Annotated in this window: 16 protein-coding genes and 3 tRNA genes; 11 read left to right on the forward strand and 8 right to left on the reverse strand. The window is 65.8% G+C overall.

Translation table 11 applies throughout. From position 1 onward, the window contains the following. Positions 1–67: 67 nt before the first annotated feature. The gene (locus tag ACVENA_RS09395) at positions 68–691 is read left to right on the forward strand and encodes a 5-formyltetrahydrofolate cyclo-ligase (protein WP_449328580.1); all 624 of its coding nucleotides are present in this window, start codon (positions 68–70) and stop codon (positions 689–691) included. Beyond that, positions 688–918 carry a DUF2842 domain-containing protein gene (locus ACVENA_RS09400; protein WP_449328581.1) on the forward strand — a complete coding sequence of 77 codons (231 nt, stop codon included), beginning with the start codon at positions 688–690 and terminating at the stop codon, positions 916–918. Before ACVENA_RS09395 ends, ACVENA_RS09400 begins: the two co-directional genes overlap by 4 nt. A gap of 81 nt (positions 919–999) precedes the next feature. On the opposite strand, the gene ACVENA_RS09405 is transcribed toward ACVENA_RS09400, so the two are convergent. Both ACVENA_RS09405 and ACVENA_RS09410 read right to left on the reverse strand, forming a co-directional pair. After that, positions 1,000–1,076, reverse strand: a tRNA-Asp gene (locus ACVENA_RS09405). Between the two features lie 43 nt (positions 1,077–1,119). Beyond that, a complete protein-coding gene (locus tag ACVENA_RS09410) occupies positions 1,120–2,319 on the reverse strand; it encodes an AI-2E family transporter (RefSeq protein ID WP_449328582.1) in 1,200 nt (399 codons plus the stop codon). 193 nt (positions 2,320–2,512) lie between these two features. Here ACVENA_RS09410 and ACVENA_RS09415 point away from each other — a divergent pair, with 193 nt between their 5' ends. The 4 genes from ACVENA_RS09415 to ACVENA_RS09430 all read left to right on the forward strand — a co-directional run bounded on the left by ACVENA_RS09415 (position 2,513) and on the right by ACVENA_RS09430 (position 10,286). Then, complete coding sequence (locus ACVENA_RS09415) at positions 2,513–3,514, forward strand: hypothetical protein (protein ID WP_449328583.1); 1,002 nt, start codon at positions 2,513–2,515, stop codon at positions 3,512–3,514. A gap of 11 nt (positions 3,515–3,525) precedes the next feature. After that, on the forward strand, positions 3,526–3,990 hold the full coding sequence (locus ACVENA_RS09420; RefSeq protein ID WP_449328584.1) for a hypothetical protein: 465 nt from the start codon (positions 3,526–3,528) through the stop codon (positions 3,988–3,990). 74 nt (positions 3,991–4,064) lie between these two features. Then, positions 4,065–5,126: a hypothetical protein gene (locus ACVENA_RS09425; RefSeq protein WP_449328585.1), complete on the forward strand. Its 1,062-nt coding sequence runs from the start codon at positions 4,065–4,067 to the stop codon at positions 5,124–5,126. Between the two features lie 90 nt (positions 5,127–5,216). Further along, positions 5,217–10,286: a hypothetical protein gene (locus ACVENA_RS09430; protein ID WP_449328586.1), complete on the forward strand. Its 5,070-nt coding sequence runs from the start codon at positions 5,217–5,219 to the stop codon at positions 10,284–10,286. A gap of 96 nt (positions 10,287–10,382) precedes the next feature. On the opposite strand, the gene ACVENA_RS09435 is transcribed toward ACVENA_RS09430, so the two are convergent. The 4 genes from ACVENA_RS09435 to thyA form a co-directional block, all read right to left on the reverse strand. Beyond that, entirely contained in the window at positions 10,383–11,687 is a 1,305-nt protein-coding gene (locus tag ACVENA_RS09435) for a dihydrolipoamide acetyltransferase family protein (protein WP_257550312.1), read from the reverse strand. 4 nt (positions 11,688–11,691) lie between these two features. Next, complete coding sequence (locus ACVENA_RS09440) at positions 11,692–12,696, reverse strand: alpha-ketoacid dehydrogenase subunit beta (RefSeq protein WP_257551351.1); 1,005 nt, start codon at positions 12,694–12,696, stop codon at positions 11,692–11,694. Between the two features lie 17 nt (positions 12,697–12,713). Beyond that, complete coding sequence (locus ACVENA_RS09445) at positions 12,714–14,021, reverse strand: 3-methyl-2-oxobutanoate dehydrogenase (2-methylpropanoyl-transferring) subunit alpha (RefSeq protein ID WP_257550314.1); 1,308 nt, start codon at positions 14,019–14,021, stop codon at positions 12,714–12,716. Between the two features lie 93 nt (positions 14,022–14,114). After that, on the reverse strand, positions 14,115–15,008 hold the full coding sequence (gene thyA / locus ACVENA_RS09450) for a thymidylate synthase (RefSeq protein WP_449328922.1): 894 nt from the start codon (positions 15,006–15,008) through the stop codon (positions 14,115–14,117). A 79-nt stretch (positions 15,009–15,087) separates the two neighbouring features. On the opposite strand from thyA, the gene ACVENA_RS09455 reads away from it, so the two are divergent. Both ACVENA_RS09455 and ACVENA_RS09460 read left to right on the forward strand, forming a co-directional pair. Then, on the forward strand, positions 15,088–15,618 hold the full coding sequence (locus ACVENA_RS09455; RefSeq protein ID WP_449328587.1) for a JAB domain-containing protein: 531 nt from the start codon (positions 15,088–15,090) through the stop codon (positions 15,616–15,618). A gap of 103 nt (positions 15,619–15,721) precedes the next feature. Further along, a tRNA-Pro gene (locus ACVENA_RS09460) sits at positions 15,722–15,798 on the forward strand. A gap of 241 nt (positions 15,799–16,039) precedes the next feature. Here ACVENA_RS09460 and ACVENA_RS09465 read toward each other — a convergent pair. Next, positions 16,040–16,906 (reverse strand): N-formylglutamate amidohydrolase, encoded by an 867-nt coding sequence (locus ACVENA_RS09465; protein WP_449328588.1) that lies wholly within the window; start codon positions 16,904–16,906, stop codon positions 16,040–16,042. A 138-nt stretch (positions 16,907–17,044) separates the two neighbouring features. Between ACVENA_RS09465 and cpdR the strand changes: the two genes are divergently transcribed. Together cpdR and ACVENA_RS09475 are read left to right on the forward strand one after the other, a co-directional pair. Continuing rightward, a complete protein-coding gene (cpdR, locus tag ACVENA_RS09470; protein ID WP_297662596.1) occupies positions 17,045–17,422 on the forward strand; it encodes a cell cycle two-component system response regulator CpdR in 378 nt (125 codons plus the stop codon). A gap of 213 nt (positions 17,423–17,635) precedes the next feature. Beyond that, positions 17,636–17,710: transfer RNA gene (locus tag ACVENA_RS09475), tRNA-Val, on the forward strand. 43 nt (positions 17,711–17,753) lie between these two features. On the opposite strand, the gene ACVENA_RS09480 is transcribed toward ACVENA_RS09475, so the two are convergent. Beyond that, positions 17,754–18,545 carry an SDR family oxidoreductase gene (locus tag ACVENA_RS09480; protein WP_449328589.1) on the reverse strand — a complete coding sequence of 264 codons (792 nt, stop codon included), beginning with the start codon at positions 18,543–18,545 and terminating at the stop codon, positions 17,754–17,756. A gap of 89 nt (positions 18,546–18,634) precedes the next feature. Here ACVENA_RS09480 and ACVENA_RS09485 point away from each other — a divergent pair, with 89 nt between their 5' ends. Continuing rightward, the gene (locus tag ACVENA_RS09485; protein ID WP_449328590.1) at positions 18,635–19,504 is read left to right on the forward strand and encodes an alpha/beta fold hydrolase; all 870 of its coding nucleotides are present in this window, start codon (positions 18,635–18,637) and stop codon (positions 19,502–19,504) included. The last annotated feature ends 32 nt before the right edge of the window (positions 19,505–19,536 follow it).

A 19,536-nucleotide genomic window follows, 5' to 3' on the forward strand; every position in this document is an offset into this window, starting at 1 on the left:
CCTGGTCCGACGTATATGGTCCCCACCTGACGTTACTGGCGTCAGAGGATCTTCCAGCAAACGACCCATGGTGGTCCCGCCACCCGCCATCAACGTTCAGAGGAGCGGAAACGACATGCTTTCCGACGACCTCGCCCAACAGAAGCAGAAGCTCCGCGAGAAGCTGCGCTTCCGTCGCCGACATTTCGCCGCCAATCTGGACGCCATGGCGCGGCTCGCGGCGTTTCGCGCCCCTCCCGCCCCGCTTGCCGATCTCGTGGCGACATCCTTTCCCGTCGCCGCTTATGCCGCCTGGGGCTCGGAACCCGACATATTGCCAATGTTGACAGAGGAAACATTGGCGCTTCCTCATCACGAGGGACGCATCGAAACCATGGATTTCCGCCGCTGGCAGTCTGGCGACCCGCTCGTCAAAGGCCCGTGGGGAACGCCGCAACCCGCGGACGACGCCGAGTTTTTGCTCCCCGCCCTGATCCTCTGCCCCCTCGTCGGCTTCGACCGCCACGGGGGACGCCTCGGCCAAGGCGGCGGGCATTATGACCGCTTTTTCGCGGAGCATCCGGATATCATACGGATCGGAATCGCTTGGTCGGTACAGGAAGTTGACACTGTTCCCATCGAGCCGACCGACGCAAAACTCGATGCCGTGCTGACCGAACAGGAATATATTATGACCGGAGACCGACTGTGAGCCAGCTACCCGCCGACCCGCCGCCGAGCTGGCGCAAGCCCGCGGGCATTTTCCTGATATTGGCGCTGATCGCGCTGTGGGCGACGCTGATCGTCGCGCTGTCGCCGTGGGTCGGCACTTGGCCGATCCTGATCCAGGCGGTCTTCTATCTCGTCGCGGGGATCGTCTGGGTGCTGCCGCTGAAGCCGCTGCTGCGCTGGATGGAACTGGGGCGGCGGCGCGGCTGAAGCGCCGCGCCGACCCCGTCATATTCCGGTTCTGGAAAGGTCCCAAGCTGCGGTGGCCATTTCGCCCGAAAGGGCAGGAAATGGCGCGAGTGACGGGGCTCGAACCCGCGACCTCCGGCGTGACAGGCCGGCACTCTAACCAACTGAGCTACACCCGCGTGTGCTTGGGAGCAGCGCCAATATGCGCCGCGCTTCGGCCTGTCAACCGTCGCTATCGCCCTTTGTGCGATTTAATCGATCGCGCATCTCGTCGGTCGTCGTCAGCGTGCCGCGCTCGAACAGGAAACCCGCAAGATCCGGGGTTCCGGTCGAATGAAGGACGGTCTGCAGGATCAGCAGAAGCGGCACCGCGAGCAGCGCACCGGGCGTCCCCCACACCCACCCCCAAAAGCTCAGCGACACGAGAATCAGCAGCGGATTGATCGTCAGCCGCCGCCCGAGCACCAGCGGCGTGACGAGATTCGCCTCGACCAGATGCACGCCGATGAAGATCAGCGCGGGCAGCAGCGCGAAACCCACCGCGTCGAAGGTCATCAGCCCGCCGAGCCCGAGCAGCACCGCGGCGACGATCGGCCCCAGATAGGGCACGAAATTGCACAAGGACACGATCCCGCCCCACATGAAGGGCGACGGCATCCCAAGCGCCCAGAGCAGCAGCGAGACGATGAGCCCCAGAATCGCGTTGATCATCGTGATCGTCGCCAGATAGTCGGCGGTCGCGTCGACGACATTCTGGATCACCCGCGCGGTCTGCATCGCGCCATCGAAGCTGCCGCGGCGACGGATCGTCCCACGCCGCAGCCGCGTCCAGCCGGCGAGGAAGAAGAAGATGACGAGCACGGCGAAGAAGAGTTGGATCGCCGCCGCGGGCGCCGCCGAGATGAAATAATCGACGACCGATGACGGCGCCTGCGCTGCGACCGCCTGTGCCGTCGCCTCGGTCCCGCTTGCCACCGACATCAAGGTTCGGTCCACAAAACGCTGAAAGCTAGCATAAAAATCGATAAGAGGCGCAAGGTTGCTCTGGATACGCGGAATCGATTCGGGAATCCGCGCGAACCAGCCGGTCGCGGGCACGACGATGATCGCCAGCGCCGCATTGACCAGCATCAGGAAAGCCGCGAGCGACAGGAAGGCCGCCAGCCCAGACGGCACGCTGCGCCGCTCGAGCCATTCGAGCAGCGGCACCAGCGCGATCGAGATGACGATCGCCGCGGTCAGCGGCAGGAAGAATTCCGCCCCCGCCTGCAATGCAAAGGGCAAAGCAAGGCAGAAGGCCGCGCCGACGATCAACGCCAATGCCGCAAGCAGGCGGTCGCGGCGAAAATCGTCGATTTCGATCTGGTGCAGGGGACCGGAGCGCGCCGGTCGCGTGTCCTTCTTCCCCCTGTCCTCGGCCACGACGTCTATCTCCCGCTCAACCGCTTCTTCCTACGCGAGCTTTGTTCGCCGCGCCAGCCACGCCGGATTCGCCGGCCTGCTTGCCGCTTTGTCCCGATACGGGTCAAAATCCCATTTTCTATCGGTATTTTAACCAGAAATTTTTCTTTTTCCGCGATGGCGAATTCCAAGGACCAGCTTTGGAGTCAAAATCATGGTGAAAGCGCCTGTGGGGGGCGCGAAGCATCATTCGCTTCTTCTTCCCTCCTGTTCAGCCATCGCGCTCGTCGCGACATGCATCATACCCACCGCGGCCCACGCCGCGGGAACGCTCGCCGGCACGACGATCAGCAATACCGCCAGCGCCAGCTTCGATAACGGCGGCGGCACGCAGACGATCGATTCGAACCGCGTCGACCTGAAAGTCGACGAACTGCTCGACGTCACCGTCGCCGGCAACGCTACCGACGTGCCGACGGCGCCCGGAGCGACGAACCAGGTTCTGACCTATCGCGTCACCAACACCGGCAACGGCCCCGAAGCCTTCGCGCTCAGCACGATCGCCAACGTCGGCGGCGACAATTACGATCCCGTCGTCACGCAGATCTTCATCGACACCAACGGCAATGGCACCTGGGATCCGACCGACACCCTCTATGTGGCGGGGTCGGAATCGCCGCTTCAGCCCGATACGGCGATGACCGTGTTCGTCCTCTCGACGACCCCGGCGTCCGCCGCCGACGGCAATCGCGGGATCGTCACGCTTGTCGCTGCGGCAAAGACCGGCACCGGCGCGCCCGGCACCAGCTTCGCAGGCAAGGGCGAAGGTGGCGGCGATGCGATCGTAGGTTCGACCGGCGCCGACGGACAGGACAATGGCGCCTATAAGGTGTCGGCGGCGACCGTGACGCTCGTCAAATCGGCCGTGGTCGTCGATCCGTTCGGCGGCAGCGAACCCGTTCCGGGCGCCACCATCACCTATACGATCACCGCGACCATCGCCGGATCGGGCTCGGTGAACAGCCTTGCGATCATCGACAATGTGCCTGCGGACACCGCCTATGTGGCCAATTCGATCAAGCTCGGCGCCACGGCGCTGACCGACGCGAGCGATGCCGATGCGGGCGATTACGACGGCACGCGAATCCGCGTCCAGCTCGGCACCGTCGCAGGCGGCCAGACCCGCGCCGTTACCTTCAAGACCAAGATCAAATGATGGAGATGCGTATGCGTATCGCTCTTATTCTTTTGTCGGCCGCCCTTGCTCCTGCTCCGGCGCTTGCGGCCAACCAGGTCGCGCTCGACAACAGCGTGTTCGTCGAACGGGTGACCACCGACGCCAGCGGCAAGCAGCGGGTGCTGCTCGAGGAGCCGAAGATCGTCGTGCCCGGCGACCGGCTCGTCTTCGTGCTCAACTATCGCAACGCCGGCGCCCAGGCCGCCGACCGCTTCGTGGTCACCAATCCGATGCCGTCGGCGGTCCGCTTCGCCGATGCGGGCGACACCCGGCCGATCGTCTCAGTCGATGGCGGCCAGACCTGGGGCACGCTCGACACGCTGACCGTTCCGCTCGCCGACGGCACCCGCCGTCCGGCTCAGCCCGCCGATGTCACGCACATCCGCTGGGCATTCCAGAAGCCGATCCCGGCCGGGGGCGCGGGGAAGCTCATGTTCAGGGGCATCGTCAAATAACGACGTGATCAAAACCGCTTAACGGTTGCCGGCGGTGGGGAATTTGGCAGCCAATCAAGCCTGGGGAATCAGCTATGACCAGCAAGCTGACTTACTGGGGGACCATCGGTGTGGCAGCGGCGTCCGTCGCTGCCGCCGGCCCGGCCTATGCGGCCGGGACGACCGCGGGAACCTCGATCACCAATACCGCCACCGTCGACTATAAGGTCGGCGGCGTTTCGCAAGGTCAGGAGAGCGCGTCGAATAGTTTCACCGTCGACCGCAAGATAAACCTGCTCGTCGAAGAGGTGGGAAACGTCACAACTAATGTCGTGCCGGGACAAAGCAATGCCGTCACGACCTTCCAGCTCACCAACAGCTCGAACGAAGTGCTCGACTTCGCGCTCGCGGCGACGCAGATCACCGGCGGCACCGCCTCGCACGGCGGCACCGACACGTTCGATACGACCAATATCCGCATCTATCGCGACAATACGTCCAGCGGCACGGTCGGTGACTGGGACGCGGGCGACGCGCTCGTCACCTATATCGACGAGCTCGCGGTCGACACGCCGATCCGCCTGTTCGTCGTCGCCGACATTCCGGCGGGCCTCGCCAACAATGCCGTCGCCGGGGTGACGCTGCGCGCCACGGCGCGCGAAGGCGGTGCTGCGGGCACGCAGGGCCTGGCGATCACCCAGACGACCGGCGCGAACACCGCGGGCAAGGATACCGTCTTTGCCGATACCGCGGGCGTTGCCGGCGATGCGCCGCGCGACGGATCGCACAGCGACAACGACGACTATACCGTCCAGACGGCAACGCTCGCGGTCACCAAGACCAGCCGCGTCATCTCGGACCCGTTCAACCTGACGAGCAATCCGAAGCTGATTCCGGGCGCTGTCGTCGAATATTGTATCGCGGTCGCCAACAGCGGCAGCGCCGACGCGACGTCGGTGGTCATCAACGACCCGGTTCCGGGCCAGCTGACCTTCGTCACCAGCTCGATCCTGCTGAACGGCACGGTCACTGGCGGCACCTGCAACGCCAACGGCGTCGCGGGCGGCAGCTATACGAACCCGAACGTATCGGGGACGATCGCGACCGTCGCGGCGGGCGACACGCGCACGCTCGTCTTCCGCGCGACGGTCAACTGACCGGACGGAATGACGGGGCAGCGGGAATAGGCAAATCGCCTGCTTCCCGCTGCCCTTTCGGGACCAGCGATGCCATTCCGCCAAGCCTATATGTCCCTCGTGGCCGCTGTGGCCGCGGCAGCCATGCTGCCCGCGGCCCCCGCGCACGCGCAGGTGATTTCCAATACCGCATCGGCCCAGTGGTCGGATAACGGCCAGCCCGGCCAGATTCTGTCGAACCGCGTCGACGTGACCGTCCGCGCCCGTCCACCCGAACAGCCGGTGATCAGTACCTATCGCCTCGTCGGGAGCGGCGGCGACAAGACCGCACCGCTCGTTCCGACCCGCTGCGCCGCCGCCAATCCGGGCGCGCGCGCCGCCGCCGGCAGCCTGATCCAGCTCGCCGGCGCCTATGCCGGCATTTCGACGGCACCGGCCTCGCTCCAGAGCAGCGACGCGTTTCGCGCCGGCGAAGTGCTGGTGGTCGGCGTCGCGCTCGCCTCGGCGAACGTCGATCCGAATGCGATCGACACGCTGCCGGTGGTGCTCGATCTCGCGAACGGCGACAGCGAGCGCATCACCCTCACCGAAACCGCCGCGAACAGCGGCGAGTTCGCGGGCTTCATCAACACGGTCGGGGTTCCGCCCGCCGTCGTCGTGGGCGATTGCCGCCTGTCGGTCGATCCGGGGTCGCCGATCCAGCTCCGCGTCACAGACCAGGCCAACGCCAGCCTCGTCGCGACGGCGACGATCGATTTCCTCGTCGATCCCTTCGGCATGGTGTTCGACAGCGGCGACGGCTCGGCGGTTCCGGGCAGCCGCGTCACGCTGATCGACACCGCGACCGGCCACCCCGCGCAGGTGTTCGGCGACGACGGCACCTCCGCCTATCCCGCGACGATCGTCACCGGGCAGGATGTCGCCGACGCGAGCGGGCGGGTCTACAGCTTCCCGGCAGGCGATTATCGCTTCCCCTTCGTCGCGCCCGGATCCTACCGCCTGATCGTCGAGCCGCCCGCACCCTATAGCGCGCCGTCGAAATCAAGCGCCGCCGATCTCGCAGGCCTGCGCCGCCCCGACGACGGCCTGCCCTTCACCATCACCGATGCGAGCTATAGCCGCGTCTTCACGCTCGACAGCCCGGCGCCGGTGCGCGTCGACATTCCGGTCGACCAGCCCGGCCTGCCGCTCGTCCTGCGCAAGACCACCTCGACCCAGACCGCGGTTCCGGGCGACGTCGTGCAATATCGTATCGAAGTCGCGAACCGCGACGCCCGCCGCTCGACCGGTGTGGTGACGGTCAGGGACACGCTGCCCGCCGGGATGCGCCTGCGCGCCGACACGGTGCGCGTGGACGGCGCACGCGTCGATGCCGCCGTCAACGCCAACGGCCGCGACTTCACCGTCGCCCTGCCCTCGATCGCCCTTTCGGGCAGCGTACTGCTTACCTATGTGGCCGAAGTCACCGTATCGGCGCAGCCCGGCAGCGCGCTCAATCGCGCCTCGGCCGCCGACAATCGCGGCACCGAGAGCAATGTCGCCGAAGCGACGATCGCGATCAAGCGCGACCAGCTCGGCGACCGCATGACGATCATCGGCCGCATCACCGACGGCGGCTGCGCGGTGAACCCCGGCAAGGCACCCGGCATCGCGGGCGTCCGCGTGATGCTGCAGGACGGCAGCTACACCGTCACCGACGAGGGCGGCCGCTATCATTTCGAGGGCGTTCGCCCCGGCCTGCACGTCGTTCAGATCGACCCGTCGACGCTGCCGCTCGACCGCGAGGCCGTCGATTGCGCGCGCTCGACCGCAAGCGCGGGCAGCGCAATCTCGCGCTTCGTCGAGGGTCGCGGCGGCTCGCTGAAGCGCGCCGACTTCCGCGCCGCCGCCGCCGCGCCGCGCACCGCGCCGGACAAGATGCAATTCGCCGCGCCCAAGCCGATGAGCGATCCCGACGCCGCCGGCGCGCACCGCGACTGGCTCGCGGGCCAGGCGCCGGGCATCGGCTGGCTCTTTCCCGACATCGACCATAATCCGCGCACCAAGGCGATCCGCGCCGCGATCAAGCACGCACCGGGGCAGAAAGTCGCGCTGACGATCAACGGCAAGCCCGTCGACGCGCTGACCTTCGAAGGCGTGAGCAAATCGGCCGACGGACAGGTCGCGGTCAGCCTGTGGCGCGGGATCGAGATTCGCGAGGGCGACAACCGCCTCGCCGCGACGGTGACCGACGCCGATGGCGCGGTCGTCGAAACGCTCGAACGCAGCGTCCATTATGCGATCACCCCGATGCGCGCGACGCTGATCCGCGAGAAATCGGTGCTGGTCGCCGACGGCGTCACGCGCCCGGTCATCGCCGTGCGCCTGACCGACCGCGACGGCAAGCCGATCCGATCGGGCCTGACCGGCGATTTCAGCGTCCCCGCGCCCTATTATCCCGCCGTCGAGGCCGACGCGCAGCAGGCGCGCCAGCTTTCGGGCCTCGAACGCGCGCAGCCGGTGTGGCGCATCGATGGCGATGACGGCATCGCCTATATCGAGCTTGAACCGACCACCGCGTCGGGCACGCTGACGATGGATTTCACCTTCCGCGACGACAAGGTCGAGCGCAAGCAGACGATCGAAACCTGGCTCGATCCGGGCGACCGTCCGTGGACCGTCGTGGGCTTCGCGGCAGGCACGATCGGCTACAACACGCTCGACGACCGCATGGAGCCTGTCGCCGACACGCTCGACGACCTCAATGCCGACGCGCGCCTCGCGCTCTATGCCAAGGGTCGCATCCAGGGCAAATGGCTGATGACGCTGGCCTATGACAGCGACAAGGATCAGGACGACGCACGCTTCGGCGGCGTGATCGACCCGCGCGCCTATTACACCATCTACGCCGACCGGGGCGAAACGCGCTACGACGCCGCGTCGGTGCGCAAGCTCTATCTGCGCCTCGAACGCCCGCAATTCTATGCGATGTTCGGCGACATCGAAACCGGAATTTCGGAACCGCAGCTCGCCCGCTATCAGCGCGCGCTCAACGGCGGCAAGGCCGAATATCGCGGCCGCAACATAGCCGCCACCGCCTTCGCCGCCGACACCCCCTACCGTTTCCGCCGCGACGAGATTCAGGGCAACGGCCTGACCGGCCCCTATCAGCTCGGCGCGCGCGACATATTGCCGAACAGCGAGCGGATCGTCATCGAGACGCGCGACCGGCTGCACAGCGAGCGGATCGTGAACAGCGTCACGCTGACCCGCAACATCGATTACGACATCGACTATCTGGCGGGCACGCTGCGTTTCCGCGCGCCGGTGCTCAGCCGCTCGTCGGCGCTCGATCCGCAATTCATCGTCGCCGAATATGAGGTCGATGGCGTTGGCGAGCGCGTGTTGAATGCGGGGGCGCGCGTCAGCTATCGATCGACCGACGAAAAACTGCGCGTCGGCGCAACGATGATCCACGACGAAGACAACAGCACCAAAACGAACCTCGGCGGCGTCGACGCACGCTATCGCCCGAACGCCGATACCGAAGTACGCGCCGAATATGCGGTGAGCGACGCCAAGGCGAAGAACGGCGGCGCAGCGGCGGTGGGAACCGCCAAGGCGTGGCTGATCGAAGCCGAGCATCACAGCCGCAGCATGGACGTCCTCGCCTATGTCCGCGAGCGCGAAGCGGGTTTCGGCACCGGTCAATTGAACAGCGGCGAGGACGGCACGCGCAAATTCGGCTTCGATGCCCGCGTCAAGGCCAGCCGCAGCCTGTCGCTGACGGGCAGCGCGTGGCAGGAGGATTATCTGAACGTCGATGCGCGCCGCCGCGCCGCTAAGGCGCTGGTCGAATATGACAATGGCACCACCGTGATGCGCGCGGGCCTGACCCATGCCGACGATCGCCTCACCGACGGGTCGCGCAATACGTCCGACATCGTCCAGCTCGGTGCGACGCAGCGATTGTTCGACAAGAAACTCGAGCTCGACGCACAGACCGAATTCGCGCTCGGCGGCGACGACGCCAGCGTCGATTTCCCGACTCGTCACCGCATCGGTGCGCGCTACGCGGTGACACGCGACGTCAATCTGGTCGGCAGCTATGAGATCGCCGACGGCGACACGGTCAAGGCACGCACCGCCCGCCTCGGCTTCGACCTCGCGCCTTGGGCCGGGGCGCGGCTGCTCGCGACCGCGAACCAGCAGGACATCGGCGAATATGGCCCGCGCAGCTTTGCCGCCTATGGTCTGTCGCAATCGCTGAAACTCGACGAACGCTGGTCGATCGATCTGTCGGTCGACGGCAACCGTACCCTCGGCGGCATTCGCGCCAGGGACGTGCTCAACGCCGCGCAGCCGGTCGCCTCGGGCGGCTTCCTCGGCGACAACGGCACGCTGACCGAGGATTTCCTCGCAGTCAGCGCGGGCGCGACCTATCGCACCCCGCGCTGGACGTTGACCGGTCGCGCCGAATATCGCGACGGCGAACTCGCCGACCGCACGGGCCTGACGCTCGGTGCGCTGCGCCAGCTCGGCGAAGGCCAGGCGCTCGGCGCGCTCTTCACCTATGCGAAGGCGAGCGGCAGCGGGACCACGCCCACGACCGAAGTCATCAGCTTCGAGGCGAGCTGGGCGCACCGTCCCGCCGATTCGCAGCTTTCGTGGCTCAACAAGAGCGAATTTCGCTCGGACAAGGTGCGCGGCGCGGTCGCGGGTCAGGCCGGGCCGATCGGCGGCGCCGCGCTGACCATCGACGGCGACGCGACCAGCCGCCGCCTGCTCAACAGCCTGTCGGTGAACTGGACCCCGCTCAAGACTCATGGCGGCGAGTGGACCGAACGCGCCGAGATCGGCTTCTTCTGGGGTACCCGCTACAGCTTCGACCGCTTCGGCGAAGACGACGTAAAGGGCTGGTCGAACCTGCTCGGCGCCGATTTCCGCTTCAACCTCGGCGAGCATGTCGATGTCGGCGCTTCGGGTACCGCGCGGATCGGCACCGGCGGCGACACCATCGCCTGGGCCGCGGGGCCGACGGTGACGCTAGCGCCGATGAAGAACGCCAACGTCACTTTGGGCTATAATTTCGCGGGCTTCCACGACCGCGATTTCGAGGACGCGCGCTTCTCGCGCTCGGGCGCTTATGTGACGTTCCGGCTGAAGTTCGACCAAACGAGCTTTGCTGGATTGGGGCTTTAGTGCTCGTCATTGCGAGGAGCCGAAGGCGACGCGGCAATCCAGAGCCGGCGTGAACCGCCCTGGATTGCTTCGCTTCGCTCGCAATGACGAGGTTTATCAATCCGCGAACAGCAGGACCGGCGTCTCGATCAGCTTCTTCAGCGCCTGAACATAGCTCGCGGCGTCCCAGCCGTCGACGACGCGGTGGTCGCAACTGATCGACAGGTTCATCAGCTTCGCGCGGCGAATGTCGTCGCCGTCAAAGACGGGACGCTCGACGATCTTGTTCGGCCCGATGATCGCGACCTCCGGCCGGTTGATCACCGGCGTCGTCGCGATGCCGCCGAGCGGACCCAGTGAGGTAACCGTCAGCGTGCCGCCGGTCAGTTCCTCGACCTTCGCCTTGCCGGCGCGCGCGGCCTCCGCGAGACGCGTGATTTCGCTTGCAAGCTGCCAGACATTCTTGTCCTGCGCGTCGCGGATCACCGGGACCATCAGCCCCGCGTCGGTCTGCGTCGCCATGCCGAGATGCACGGCGCCATAGCGCGTCACCACGCCGCCTTCGTCGTCATAGCGCGCGTTGATCATCGGAAACTGCGGGATGGTGCGGCAGATCGCGACGATCAGGAAAGGCAGCATCGTCAGCTTGGGGCGCTGGCCGCGATTGGCGTTGAGGTCGGCGCGCATCTCTTCGAGCGCGGTGACGTCCATTTCCTCGACATAGGTGAAATGGGGGATCGCGCGCTTCGACGCCGCCATATTCTCGGCGATCTTGCGCCGCATTCCGATGACCTTGACCGGCTCATCCGCGCGCGCGCGGCTCGCGCCGGGAGCATGATAGCCCTGCCCGGCGCCGTAGCGCAGGAAAGCGTCGAGGTCGGCATGGCGAATGCGGTCGCCCTCGGCCTGAACCTGCGACAGGTCGACGCCGAGATCGCGCGCACGAGCGCGGACGGCGGGGGAAGCGAGAACGGCCTTATCTCCCCTCCCGCTTGCGGGAGGGGTCGGGGGAGGGCTTGTTTCGGCGGTGACCGGCGGGGCGGGTTCGACACGCCCTCCCCTAGCCCCTTCCGCACGCGGGAGGGGAGCTTCTTCCGCCACCGATACCTCTTCTGCCCCCGGCGTTTCCACGACGACCTCTTCCTCGACCGCTTCCGCGGCGGGTACTTCCGCGACCTCGCCCTCGGTCTCGATCACCGCGAGCGTCGATCCGATCGCGACCATGTCGCCGACCTCGCCCGCCAGTTCGACAACGATCCCCGTTACCGGCGATTCCATTTCGACGGTCGCCTTGTCGGTCATCATGTCGGCAAGCTGCGCGTCTTCTTCGATGCGGTCGCCTACACGCACGTGCCACGCGACGATTTCGGCCTCGGCAATGCCTTCGCCGATGTCGGGCAGACGGAATGAATAGCGGGCCATGGCGTCAGTCCTTCAAGATCTTGGTCAGCGCGGTCGCAATGCGGACCGGGCCGGGGAAATAGGCCCATTCGAGGCTGTGCGGATAGGGCGTGTCGAAGCCGGTCACGCGCTCGACCGGCGCCTCCAGATGATAGAAGCAGCGTTCCTGCACCAGCGCCGCCAGTTCGGCGCCGAAGCCCGAGGTGCGCGTCGCTTCGTGGATGATCAGGCAGCGCCCGGTCTTCTTCACCGACGCCTCGATCGCCTCGACATCGAGCGGCAGCAGCGTGCGCAGGTCGAGGATTTCGGCGTCGACGCCCATCTCCTCGATGATCGTCTTCGCGACATGCACCATCGTGCCATAAGCGAGCACGGTCACCGCCTCGCCTTCGCGCACCGTCGCCGCCTTGCCGAGGTCGATGCGGTAATAGCCCTCGGGCACCGCGCTCGCATCATGCTTCGACCAGGGCTCGACCGGGCGGTCGTAATAGCCGCTGAACGGGCCGTTATAGATGCGCTTGGGCTCGAGGAAGACGACGGGGTCGTTGTCCTCGATCGCCGCGATCAGCAGGCCCTTGGCATCATAAGGGTTCGACGGGATCACCGTCTTGACGCCGCAGATATGCGTCATGATGCTCTCGGGCGACTGGCTGTGCGTCTGGCCGCCGAAGATGCCGCCGCCGAACGGCGTGCGTACGGTCATCGGGCAGATGAAGTCATTCGCCGAGCGGTAGCGCAGCCGTGCCGCCTCCGAAACGAGCTGGTCGAGCCCCGGATAGATATAGTCGGCGAACTGGATTTCGGGAACCGGGCGCAGGCCATAGGCGCCCATGCCGACCGCGACGCCGATGATGCCGCATTCGTTGATCGGCGTGTCGAACACCCGCGTCTTGCCATGCTTTTTCTGAAGGCCCGCGGTGGCGCGGAACACGCCGCCGAAAAAGCCGACATCCTCGCCCATCACGACGGTGGCGGGATCGCGTTCGAGCATGATGTCCATGGCGCTGTTGATCGCCTCGATCATGTTCATGGTCTTGGTCTCGGCCATTATTCGGGCTTCCAGTTGGGGCCGAACTTGGCCTCCTGCTCGGCGAGCATCTGGGCGCATTGCTCCTTGAGGTGCCACGGCATCTCCTCGAACACGTCCTGAAACATCGTCTCGAACGGCTGGTGCATACCGTGACCCAAAATGCCGAGCTTTTCTGCCTGCTTCTGGGTCGTCTTCACCAGATCGTCGAGTTCCTTCGCCTGCGCCGCATGGCGCTCTGCATCCCATTCGCCGAGCAGTTCGAGATGCTGCGCCAGCCGCGCGATCGGATCGCCGAACGGCCAGACCGTCGCCTCGTCGGCGGGGCGATAAGCGCTCGGGTCGTCCGACGTGCTGTGTCCCTCGCTGCGATAGGTGAAATGCTCGATCAGCGTCGGGCCGTTATTCGTCCGCGCGCGGTCCGCGGCCCACTGAGTCGCCGCATAGACCGCGAGCGGATCGTTGCCGTCGACGCGCAGCCCGGCGATGCCATAGCCGACCGCGCGCGCCGCGAAGGTCGTGCGCTCGCCGCCCGCAAAACCCGAGAAGCTGGAAATCGCCCACTGGTTATTGACGACGTTGAAGATGACCGGCGCATTATAGACGGTCGCAAAGGTCAACGCCGAATGAAAGTCGCCCTCGGCCGACGATCCTTCGCCGCACCATGTGGTCGCGATGCGGTTGTCGCCCTTCGACGCCGAGGCCATCGCCCAACCCACCGCCTGCGGATACTGCGTCGCGAGATTGCCCGACACGCTGAAGAAGCCATGCTCGGGCGCCGAATACATGATCGGAAGCTGCCGGCCGAGCAGGTGATCGCCGCGGTTCGAGTAAATCTGGTTCATCATCTGGATCAGCGGATAATCGCGCGTGATCAGAACGCCCTGCTGGCGATAGCTGGGAAACACCATGTCGGTGCGGTCGATCGCCATCGTCGAGGCGACCGAGGTCGCCTCCTCGCCGGTGCATTTCATGTAGAAGCTGGTCTTGCCCTGCCGCTGCGCGCGGAACATGCGATCGTCGAAGGCGCGGACGAGCATCATCGTGCGCAGCATCGTGCGCAGCCGGTCGGGCGACAGCTTCGGGTCCCACGGTCCCTTGGCCGCACCGTCGAAATCGAGCACGCGGACGAGGCCATAGCAAAGCTCGCGCATCGCATCGGGCTTGGTCGCTTCGCCGGGACGCGGAGTCGCGTCGACCGCGGGAATCGCGATATCGCCGAAATCGGGGGTGTCGCCGGGGCGATAGCGCGGCTCGGGAATATGGAGCGACAGCGGCGGCAGATTGCTCGCCGAACGCCCCGGTTTCGCCTTCGGCGATTCGGGCATATCTTCTTCCCTTCGGGGCGCGAATCAGCGCCTAGTTATATTTCGTGCTGGCGACATATTATTTCAGTCGCCATGGAAATGCAACGCCGGTGGTCAGACTGCGACGGGCGCGGAAATATGGGATTGCGGCGCATAGGCTTCGACCGCAAAATCATCGAACCGGTAGTCGAAAATGCTCGAAGGACGGCGGAGGATGCGCAGCTTCGGCGCACCCTCGGGAACCCGCCGCAACTGCTCCTCGACCAGTTCGGCATGGTTGAGATAAAGGTGCACGTCGCCGCCGGTCCACACGACCTCGTGCGCGTGAAGATCGCATTGCTGCGCGATCATCCGCGTCAACAGCGCCGCCTCGAAGATGTTGAAGGCAAAGCCGAGCCCGAGATCGCACGAGCGCTGAAAGAGCAGGCACGACAGCCCGCCGTCGCTGCGGACGTGGAATTGATAGGTCATGTGGCACGGCGGCAACGCCATCCGGTCCAAATCGGCGACGTTCCAGCCGGTGAAGATATGGCGGCGCGAGCCCGGATTGGTCTTGAGCGACTCGATCAACGCCGCGATCTGGTTGTGCCCCTCTGCGGCGCGGCGGAAGAGTCCCTCGCCTGCCGCTTCGTAGCGCGGCCAGTTCACCCATTGATGACCGTAGACGGGACCGAGATCGCCCCACCGTGCCGCGAAATCCGCGTCGGCGACGATCCGCGCCTCGAAATCGGCCGCGCTGATCGCCTCGCCGGTCGTGCGGCGATAGCTATCGAGCGGCCAGTCGGTCCAGATCTTCACCCCCTGCGCCACCAGCGCGCGGATATTGGTGTCGCCGGTCAGGAACCAGAGCAGTTCGCGCAGCGCAGTCTTCCAATAGACGCGTTTCGTCGTCAGCAGCGGGATCGCGTCGTCCTTCAGCGAGAATCGCATCGTCTCGCCGAACAGCGAGCGCGTGCCGACTCCGGTGCGGTCGACGCGCTCGTCGCCTTCGGTCCAGATGCGCCGCATCAGGTCGAGATATTGCAGCTCATAATGGATGGAATCGGACAAAAGACGCTCCTCGCTGTCGCTCTCTTTGCTAGGCCCCGTGCCGCGGCTCGACAAGGGGGTCGGCGGTGCGGGGCGGCAATCCTCCGATACGGCTCAATCGCCGCTTGGGCGACCGTGGCGCCCGTCGCACAAGCGCGGGATGATCCTGCGCGAACCCATCGACAAGCGACCGCATGTTGCGGGAGCCGCCGGCTTCGTGCCCCGCGACGCCGAAGATGCGATCGCGCGCCATCTGCTACGGCCGATGCTATTCGCCGATCGCGAAATCGCGCTGCTCGCGGGCTTCGACGCCTATGGCCGGCTTGCCGGACTCGAAAGCGTCGCGGGCGATACGAGCGGGCGCTGCGTCATCACGCCTGCCTGCTGGAACCGCCTCCTCGGCCGGCGCATCGCGACGGTGCTGATGGCGCACAACCACCCGTCCGGAATCGCGCGGCCCAGCGAGGCCGACCTTCGCTGTACGCAGGAAGCCGGGCAATTCCTGCGCCTGATCGGCATCGACCTGTCGGATCATCTGATCTTCGTCGAGAACGGACATTTCAGCTTTCGCAGCGCCGGGCTGATCTAGAAAACAATCGTCGGGACCATGCCGATTGGCGCTTGATGTTCGCAAATTGCGCGTCTAGAGGACCGCCCTGCCTTCGCGCCGGTCTGCCGGCGCAAAGATCGGTCGGGGAGTAGCTCAGCCTGGTAGAGCACTGTCTTCGGGAGGCAGGGGCCGGAGGTTCGAATCCTCTCTCCCCGACCAGCTTATTTCCGCGATCGATATGGGACCGCAACGCGGCCGAGCCAGCGCGCGAAAAGCGGCACCCTGCCGGATCGGTTTCTTTTGTAATCAACGGCTCTTGTAAGTCGGCGCGACAATGCATAGATTGTCTTTACGCCACCGTGGTTTTCCCCCTTTCCATCGTGGCGAGTGCCCCGTCGCAAGACGCGGGTGCGTCCTCCCTGGACCCTGGCCACCTCGTACTTCGGTACGAGGTGGTTTTTTATTCAGCGGCCAGCGGCAGGACATCGGCCCCAATCCGCCCTGCCCTTTCGACGAGCCCGGAAAACCAGTTGCGAAGCGCCGCCATGCGTTCGGGGTCGGGGGTGCGGTCGGCCTGAAGATAGAGGCTGCGGTCGATCTCGATCTGCACCGCCTGAATCGCATCCGCCGGCTTGCCGTGCGTCCGAACGATATGTCCGCCGGCATAAGGCTGGTTGCGCGAGACGGGAACGCCGAGGCCCTCGGCTTCGTCGACGATCAACTCGATCAACGCTTCGTCCGCGGTTCCGCCGAAACGATCGCCGATGACGATCCCCGCACCGTGTCCCGGCTGTCCGCGCGGGATCGGCGGCATACTGTGCAGATCGATCAGGATCGCCCGGCCGAACCGCCTTTGGGCAACCGCCAGTTCGGCGGCGAGCGCGCGATGGAACGGCCGGTGCAGCGCGTCGAGCCGCCAGTCGAGTTGCGGCCCGTCGATCGGGCGCTTCCACAGCGATCCGCAATCGGCAAGGCGCGTCGGCACGACCCCAAGTCCGGCGCGCTCCTTGCGCCCCGGCGCCGAAAAGCGGGGACGAAGCGGCGGCGCGACTTCGCCCGGCGCCATCTGCCCTTCGCCGCGATTGCAGTCGGCGACGGCCCGCGCCCACATCGCCTGTACCAACGTCGCACCCGCCTTTACCGCATCGGCGGCGATCAGGTCGCACCAGCCATCTTCGAGGCGTTCGAGCACCGATCGATCGACCCGCGCCGCGGCCAGTATCTCGGGCGGGTAAATACGCCCCGCGTGCGAGACCGACACGACGACCGGACCGGGTTCTGCCGGCCGGTCGACGGCGATGGCGGCAGGGAGCGAAGCTAAGGGCATCGGCGAAGCGTGCCAAAAATCGACAGAGGAATCCAGTGCGACGGGATTTGTTAAAGGTCTCGCGCTATCAGGGGGACGCGCTAAACAGGGGGCGCGGACCAGACTCGCGCGCCGCCGGACCAGGGAACAGATTGCCAGATGATTCGCATATTGCTTGCCGAAGATGATGATGTGATGCGCGAATATCTGGCGCGCGCGCTGACCGGCGCCGGCTATCATGTCACCGCTGTCGATCGCGGCACCGCGGCGGTCCCCTATATCGATTCGGGCACTTTCGACCTGCTGCTCTCGGACATCGTCATGCCCGAAATGGACGGGATCGAGCTTGCCCAGCACACGGCGAAGGCGGCGCCGCAGACGCAGGTTATGTTCATCACCGGCTTCGCCGCCGTGTCGCTCCGCGCCGAGGAAAATGTGCCGCAGGCGAAGCTGCTGTCGAAACCTTTTCACCTCAAGGATCTGGTGCGCGAGGTCGATAATCTCTTCGGCCGCGCCGACCGATCGAGCCAACCCTGACAGCGAGTGCCGTATACCGGGATCGTCATTGCGAGGAGCGTAGCGACGAAGCAATCTCCAGCCATCGCCATGGAGCAGCGATAGCTGGAGATTGCTTCGTCGCCTGCGACTCCTCGCAATGACATGATGAAAGGCTCCGGCGTCGCCACACTCCAAACGAAAGGCTTGCCAAGCGGCGCCGAGGCCTTTAGGGGGCGCGTCACCCCAAGGGATGGGCGTGTAGCTCAGTGGTAGAGCACTGTGTTGACATCGCAGGGGTCGCAAGTTCAATCCTTGCCACGCCCACCATTCAAAACGCCGCCACCCGCACGGGCTGGCGGCGTTTTTGCATTCAGGCCATCCCTTTCGCCAGGTCGCCGCGCGATGCGTCGCCGATCTGGCTGCCGCCGTCGCAGTCGAGGATCGTCCCGGTGATATAGCTCGCGGCGGGCGAACAGAGGAAGACCGCCGATTCGGCGACTTCGGCAACCTTGCCCCAGCGCTTCATCGCGATCCGGTCGTAATGCGCGGCCCGCGTCTCCGCATCGGGCGCGAGCCGCTTCATCCCCTCGGTATCGGCGATCGGCCCCGGCGAAATGCCGTTGACACGCACCTCCGGCCCCCATTCGAGCGCGAGGACGCGGATGAGCTGGTTGATCCCGGCCTTCGCGGCGCAGGCATGGGCCTGCAACGCGGAGGCGTTGATCGCCTGCCCCGCGGTGATCGCGATCAGCGAGGCGCCAGGGCGATTCAGCAGGTCGTGACAGCCACGGAACACGTTGAACGTCCCGTTGAGGTCGATGTCGACCACGGTGCGAAAGGCGTTCGACGACATGCCGAGCACCGGCGCCAGGAAATTGCCCGCCGCGCCCGAAATGACGATGTCCAGCGGCCCCAGCCTGTCGGCCACCGTCTCCATCACCCCGCGAATCGCCGCATAGTCGCGTACGTCGCCCGACAGGCCGATCGCGCCGGAACCGATCTCCTCGGCCGCCCGCGCCGCCTTGTCGGGATCGCGGCCCGCGACCGCCACTTTCGCGCCGAGTTCGGCGAAGCGCCTGGCGATGCCAAGGTTGATCCCGCTCGTGCCGCCGGCAACGAACGCGGTCTTGCCCGCCAGCAGATTATCCCGAAAGGTCGACATGCTCCAGTTTCTCCCAGTTGCGGCGATGGGGCTTGACGGATCGAGACCAGTCGCCTTTTGAAACGCAACCAGACAACAAGGAAGCGCCGATGGCAAGTGCCGGTCCCACCTCGAACAGTTTCGTCTCGCAGCGATTGAAGCTGCACTATGTCGATTGGGGCAACCAGGATGCGCCGCCCCTGCTCCTCGTCCACGGCGGCCGCGATCATTGCCGCAACTGGGACTGGGTGGCCGAGAAACTGCGCGACCGCTGGCACGTCATCGCGCCCGACCTGCGCGGCCATGGCGACAGCGCCTGGGCGCCCGACGGCAATTACGAGATGGGCGCTTTCGTCTACGATCTCGCGCAGCTCGTCCATCAGCTCGACCTCGCGCCGGTGACGATCGTCGCCCATTCGATGGGCGGCAATATCGCGCTGCGCTACACCGGCCTCTATCCCGAGAATGTCCGCAAGCTGGTCGCCATCGAGGGGCTCGGCCCATCGCCGAAGGTGCTCGCCGATCGCGCCGCAACCCCGTTCGCCGAACGCTTTCGCAAATGGATCGACGACAAAAGGCTGGCGGCGGGCCGCACGCCGCGCCGCTATGCGGCGCTCGACGATGCCCTCGCGCGGATGATGGCCGAAAATGCCTATCTGACCCACGAGCAGGCGCGCCACCTCACCATCCACGGCATCAGCCGCAACGAAGACGGGACGTGGAGCTGGAAGTTCGACAATTATCTGAACGTCTGGCCGGTAGTCGACCTGCCACAGGCCGACATCGAATCGCTCTGGTCGGCTATCGCCTGTCCGACTTTGCTCCTCTATGGCGCCGATAGCTGGGCCTCGAATCCCGACAAGGACGGCCGCATCGCGCATTTCCGGAGTGCGGAAGTGATCGAGTTCGAGAATGCCGGTCACTGGCTCCATCACGACCAGTTCGACCGGTTCATGTCCACGCTAGACGATTTCCTCTAAACCGGCGGCGAAAGCGCGCGGCGGTCGCGCGC

The sequence above is a fragment of the Sphingopyxis sp. 550A genome, assembly GCF_053569535.1.

Bases quoted from the DNA above. Each gene is read 5' to 3' on its own strand.
- ACVENA_RS09420 (WP_449328584.1), top strand. From the start codon at position 3,526: ATGCGTATCGCTCTTATTCTTTTGTCGGCCGCCCTTGCTCCTGCTCCG.
- ACVENA_RS09480 (WP_449328589.1), bottom strand. From the start codon at position 18,545: ATGTCGACCTTTCGGGATAATCTGCTGGCGGGCAAGACCGCGTTCGTT.
- ACVENA_RS09395 (WP_449328580.1), top strand. From the start codon at position 68: ATGGTGGTCCCGCCACCCGCCATCAACGTTCAGAGGAGCGGAAACGAC.
- ACVENA_RS09440 (WP_257551351.1), bottom strand. From the start codon at position 12,696: ATGAACATGATCGAGGCGATCAACAGCGCCATGGACATCATGCTCGAA.
- ACVENA_RS09430 (WP_449328586.1), top strand. From the start codon at position 5,217: ATGTCCCTCGTGGCCGCTGTGGCCGCGGCAGCCATGCTGCCCGCGGCC.
- cpdR (WP_297662596.1), top strand. From the start codon at position 17,045: ATGATTCGCATATTGCTTGCCGAAGATGATGATGTGATGCGCGAATAT.
- ACVENA_RS09415 (WP_449328583.1), top strand. From the start codon at position 2,513: ATGGTGAAAGCGCCTGTGGGGGGCGCGAAGCATCATTCGCTTCTTCTT.
- ACVENA_RS09465 (WP_449328588.1), bottom strand. From the start codon at position 16,906: ATGCCCTTAGCTTCGCTCCCTGCCGCCATCGCCGTCGACCGGCCGGCA.
- thyA (WP_449328922.1), bottom strand. From the start codon at position 15,008: ATGCGGCGCATCTGGACCGAAGGCGACGAGCGCGTCGACCGCACCGGA.
- ACVENA_RS09445 (WP_257550314.1), bottom strand. From the start codon at position 14,021: ATGCCCGAATCGCCGAAGGCGAAACCGGGGCGTTCGGCGAGCAATCTG.
- ACVENA_RS09425 (WP_449328585.1), top strand. From the start codon at position 4,065: ATGACCAGCAAGCTGACTTACTGGGGGACCATCGGTGTGGCAGCGGCG.
- ACVENA_RS09485 (WP_449328590.1), top strand. From the start codon at position 18,635: ATGGCAAGTGCCGGTCCCACCTCGAACAGTTTCGTCTCGCAGCGATTG.
- ACVENA_RS09435 (WP_257550312.1), bottom strand. From the start codon at position 11,687: ATGGCCCGCTATTCATTCCGTCTGCCCGACATCGGCGAAGGCATTGCC.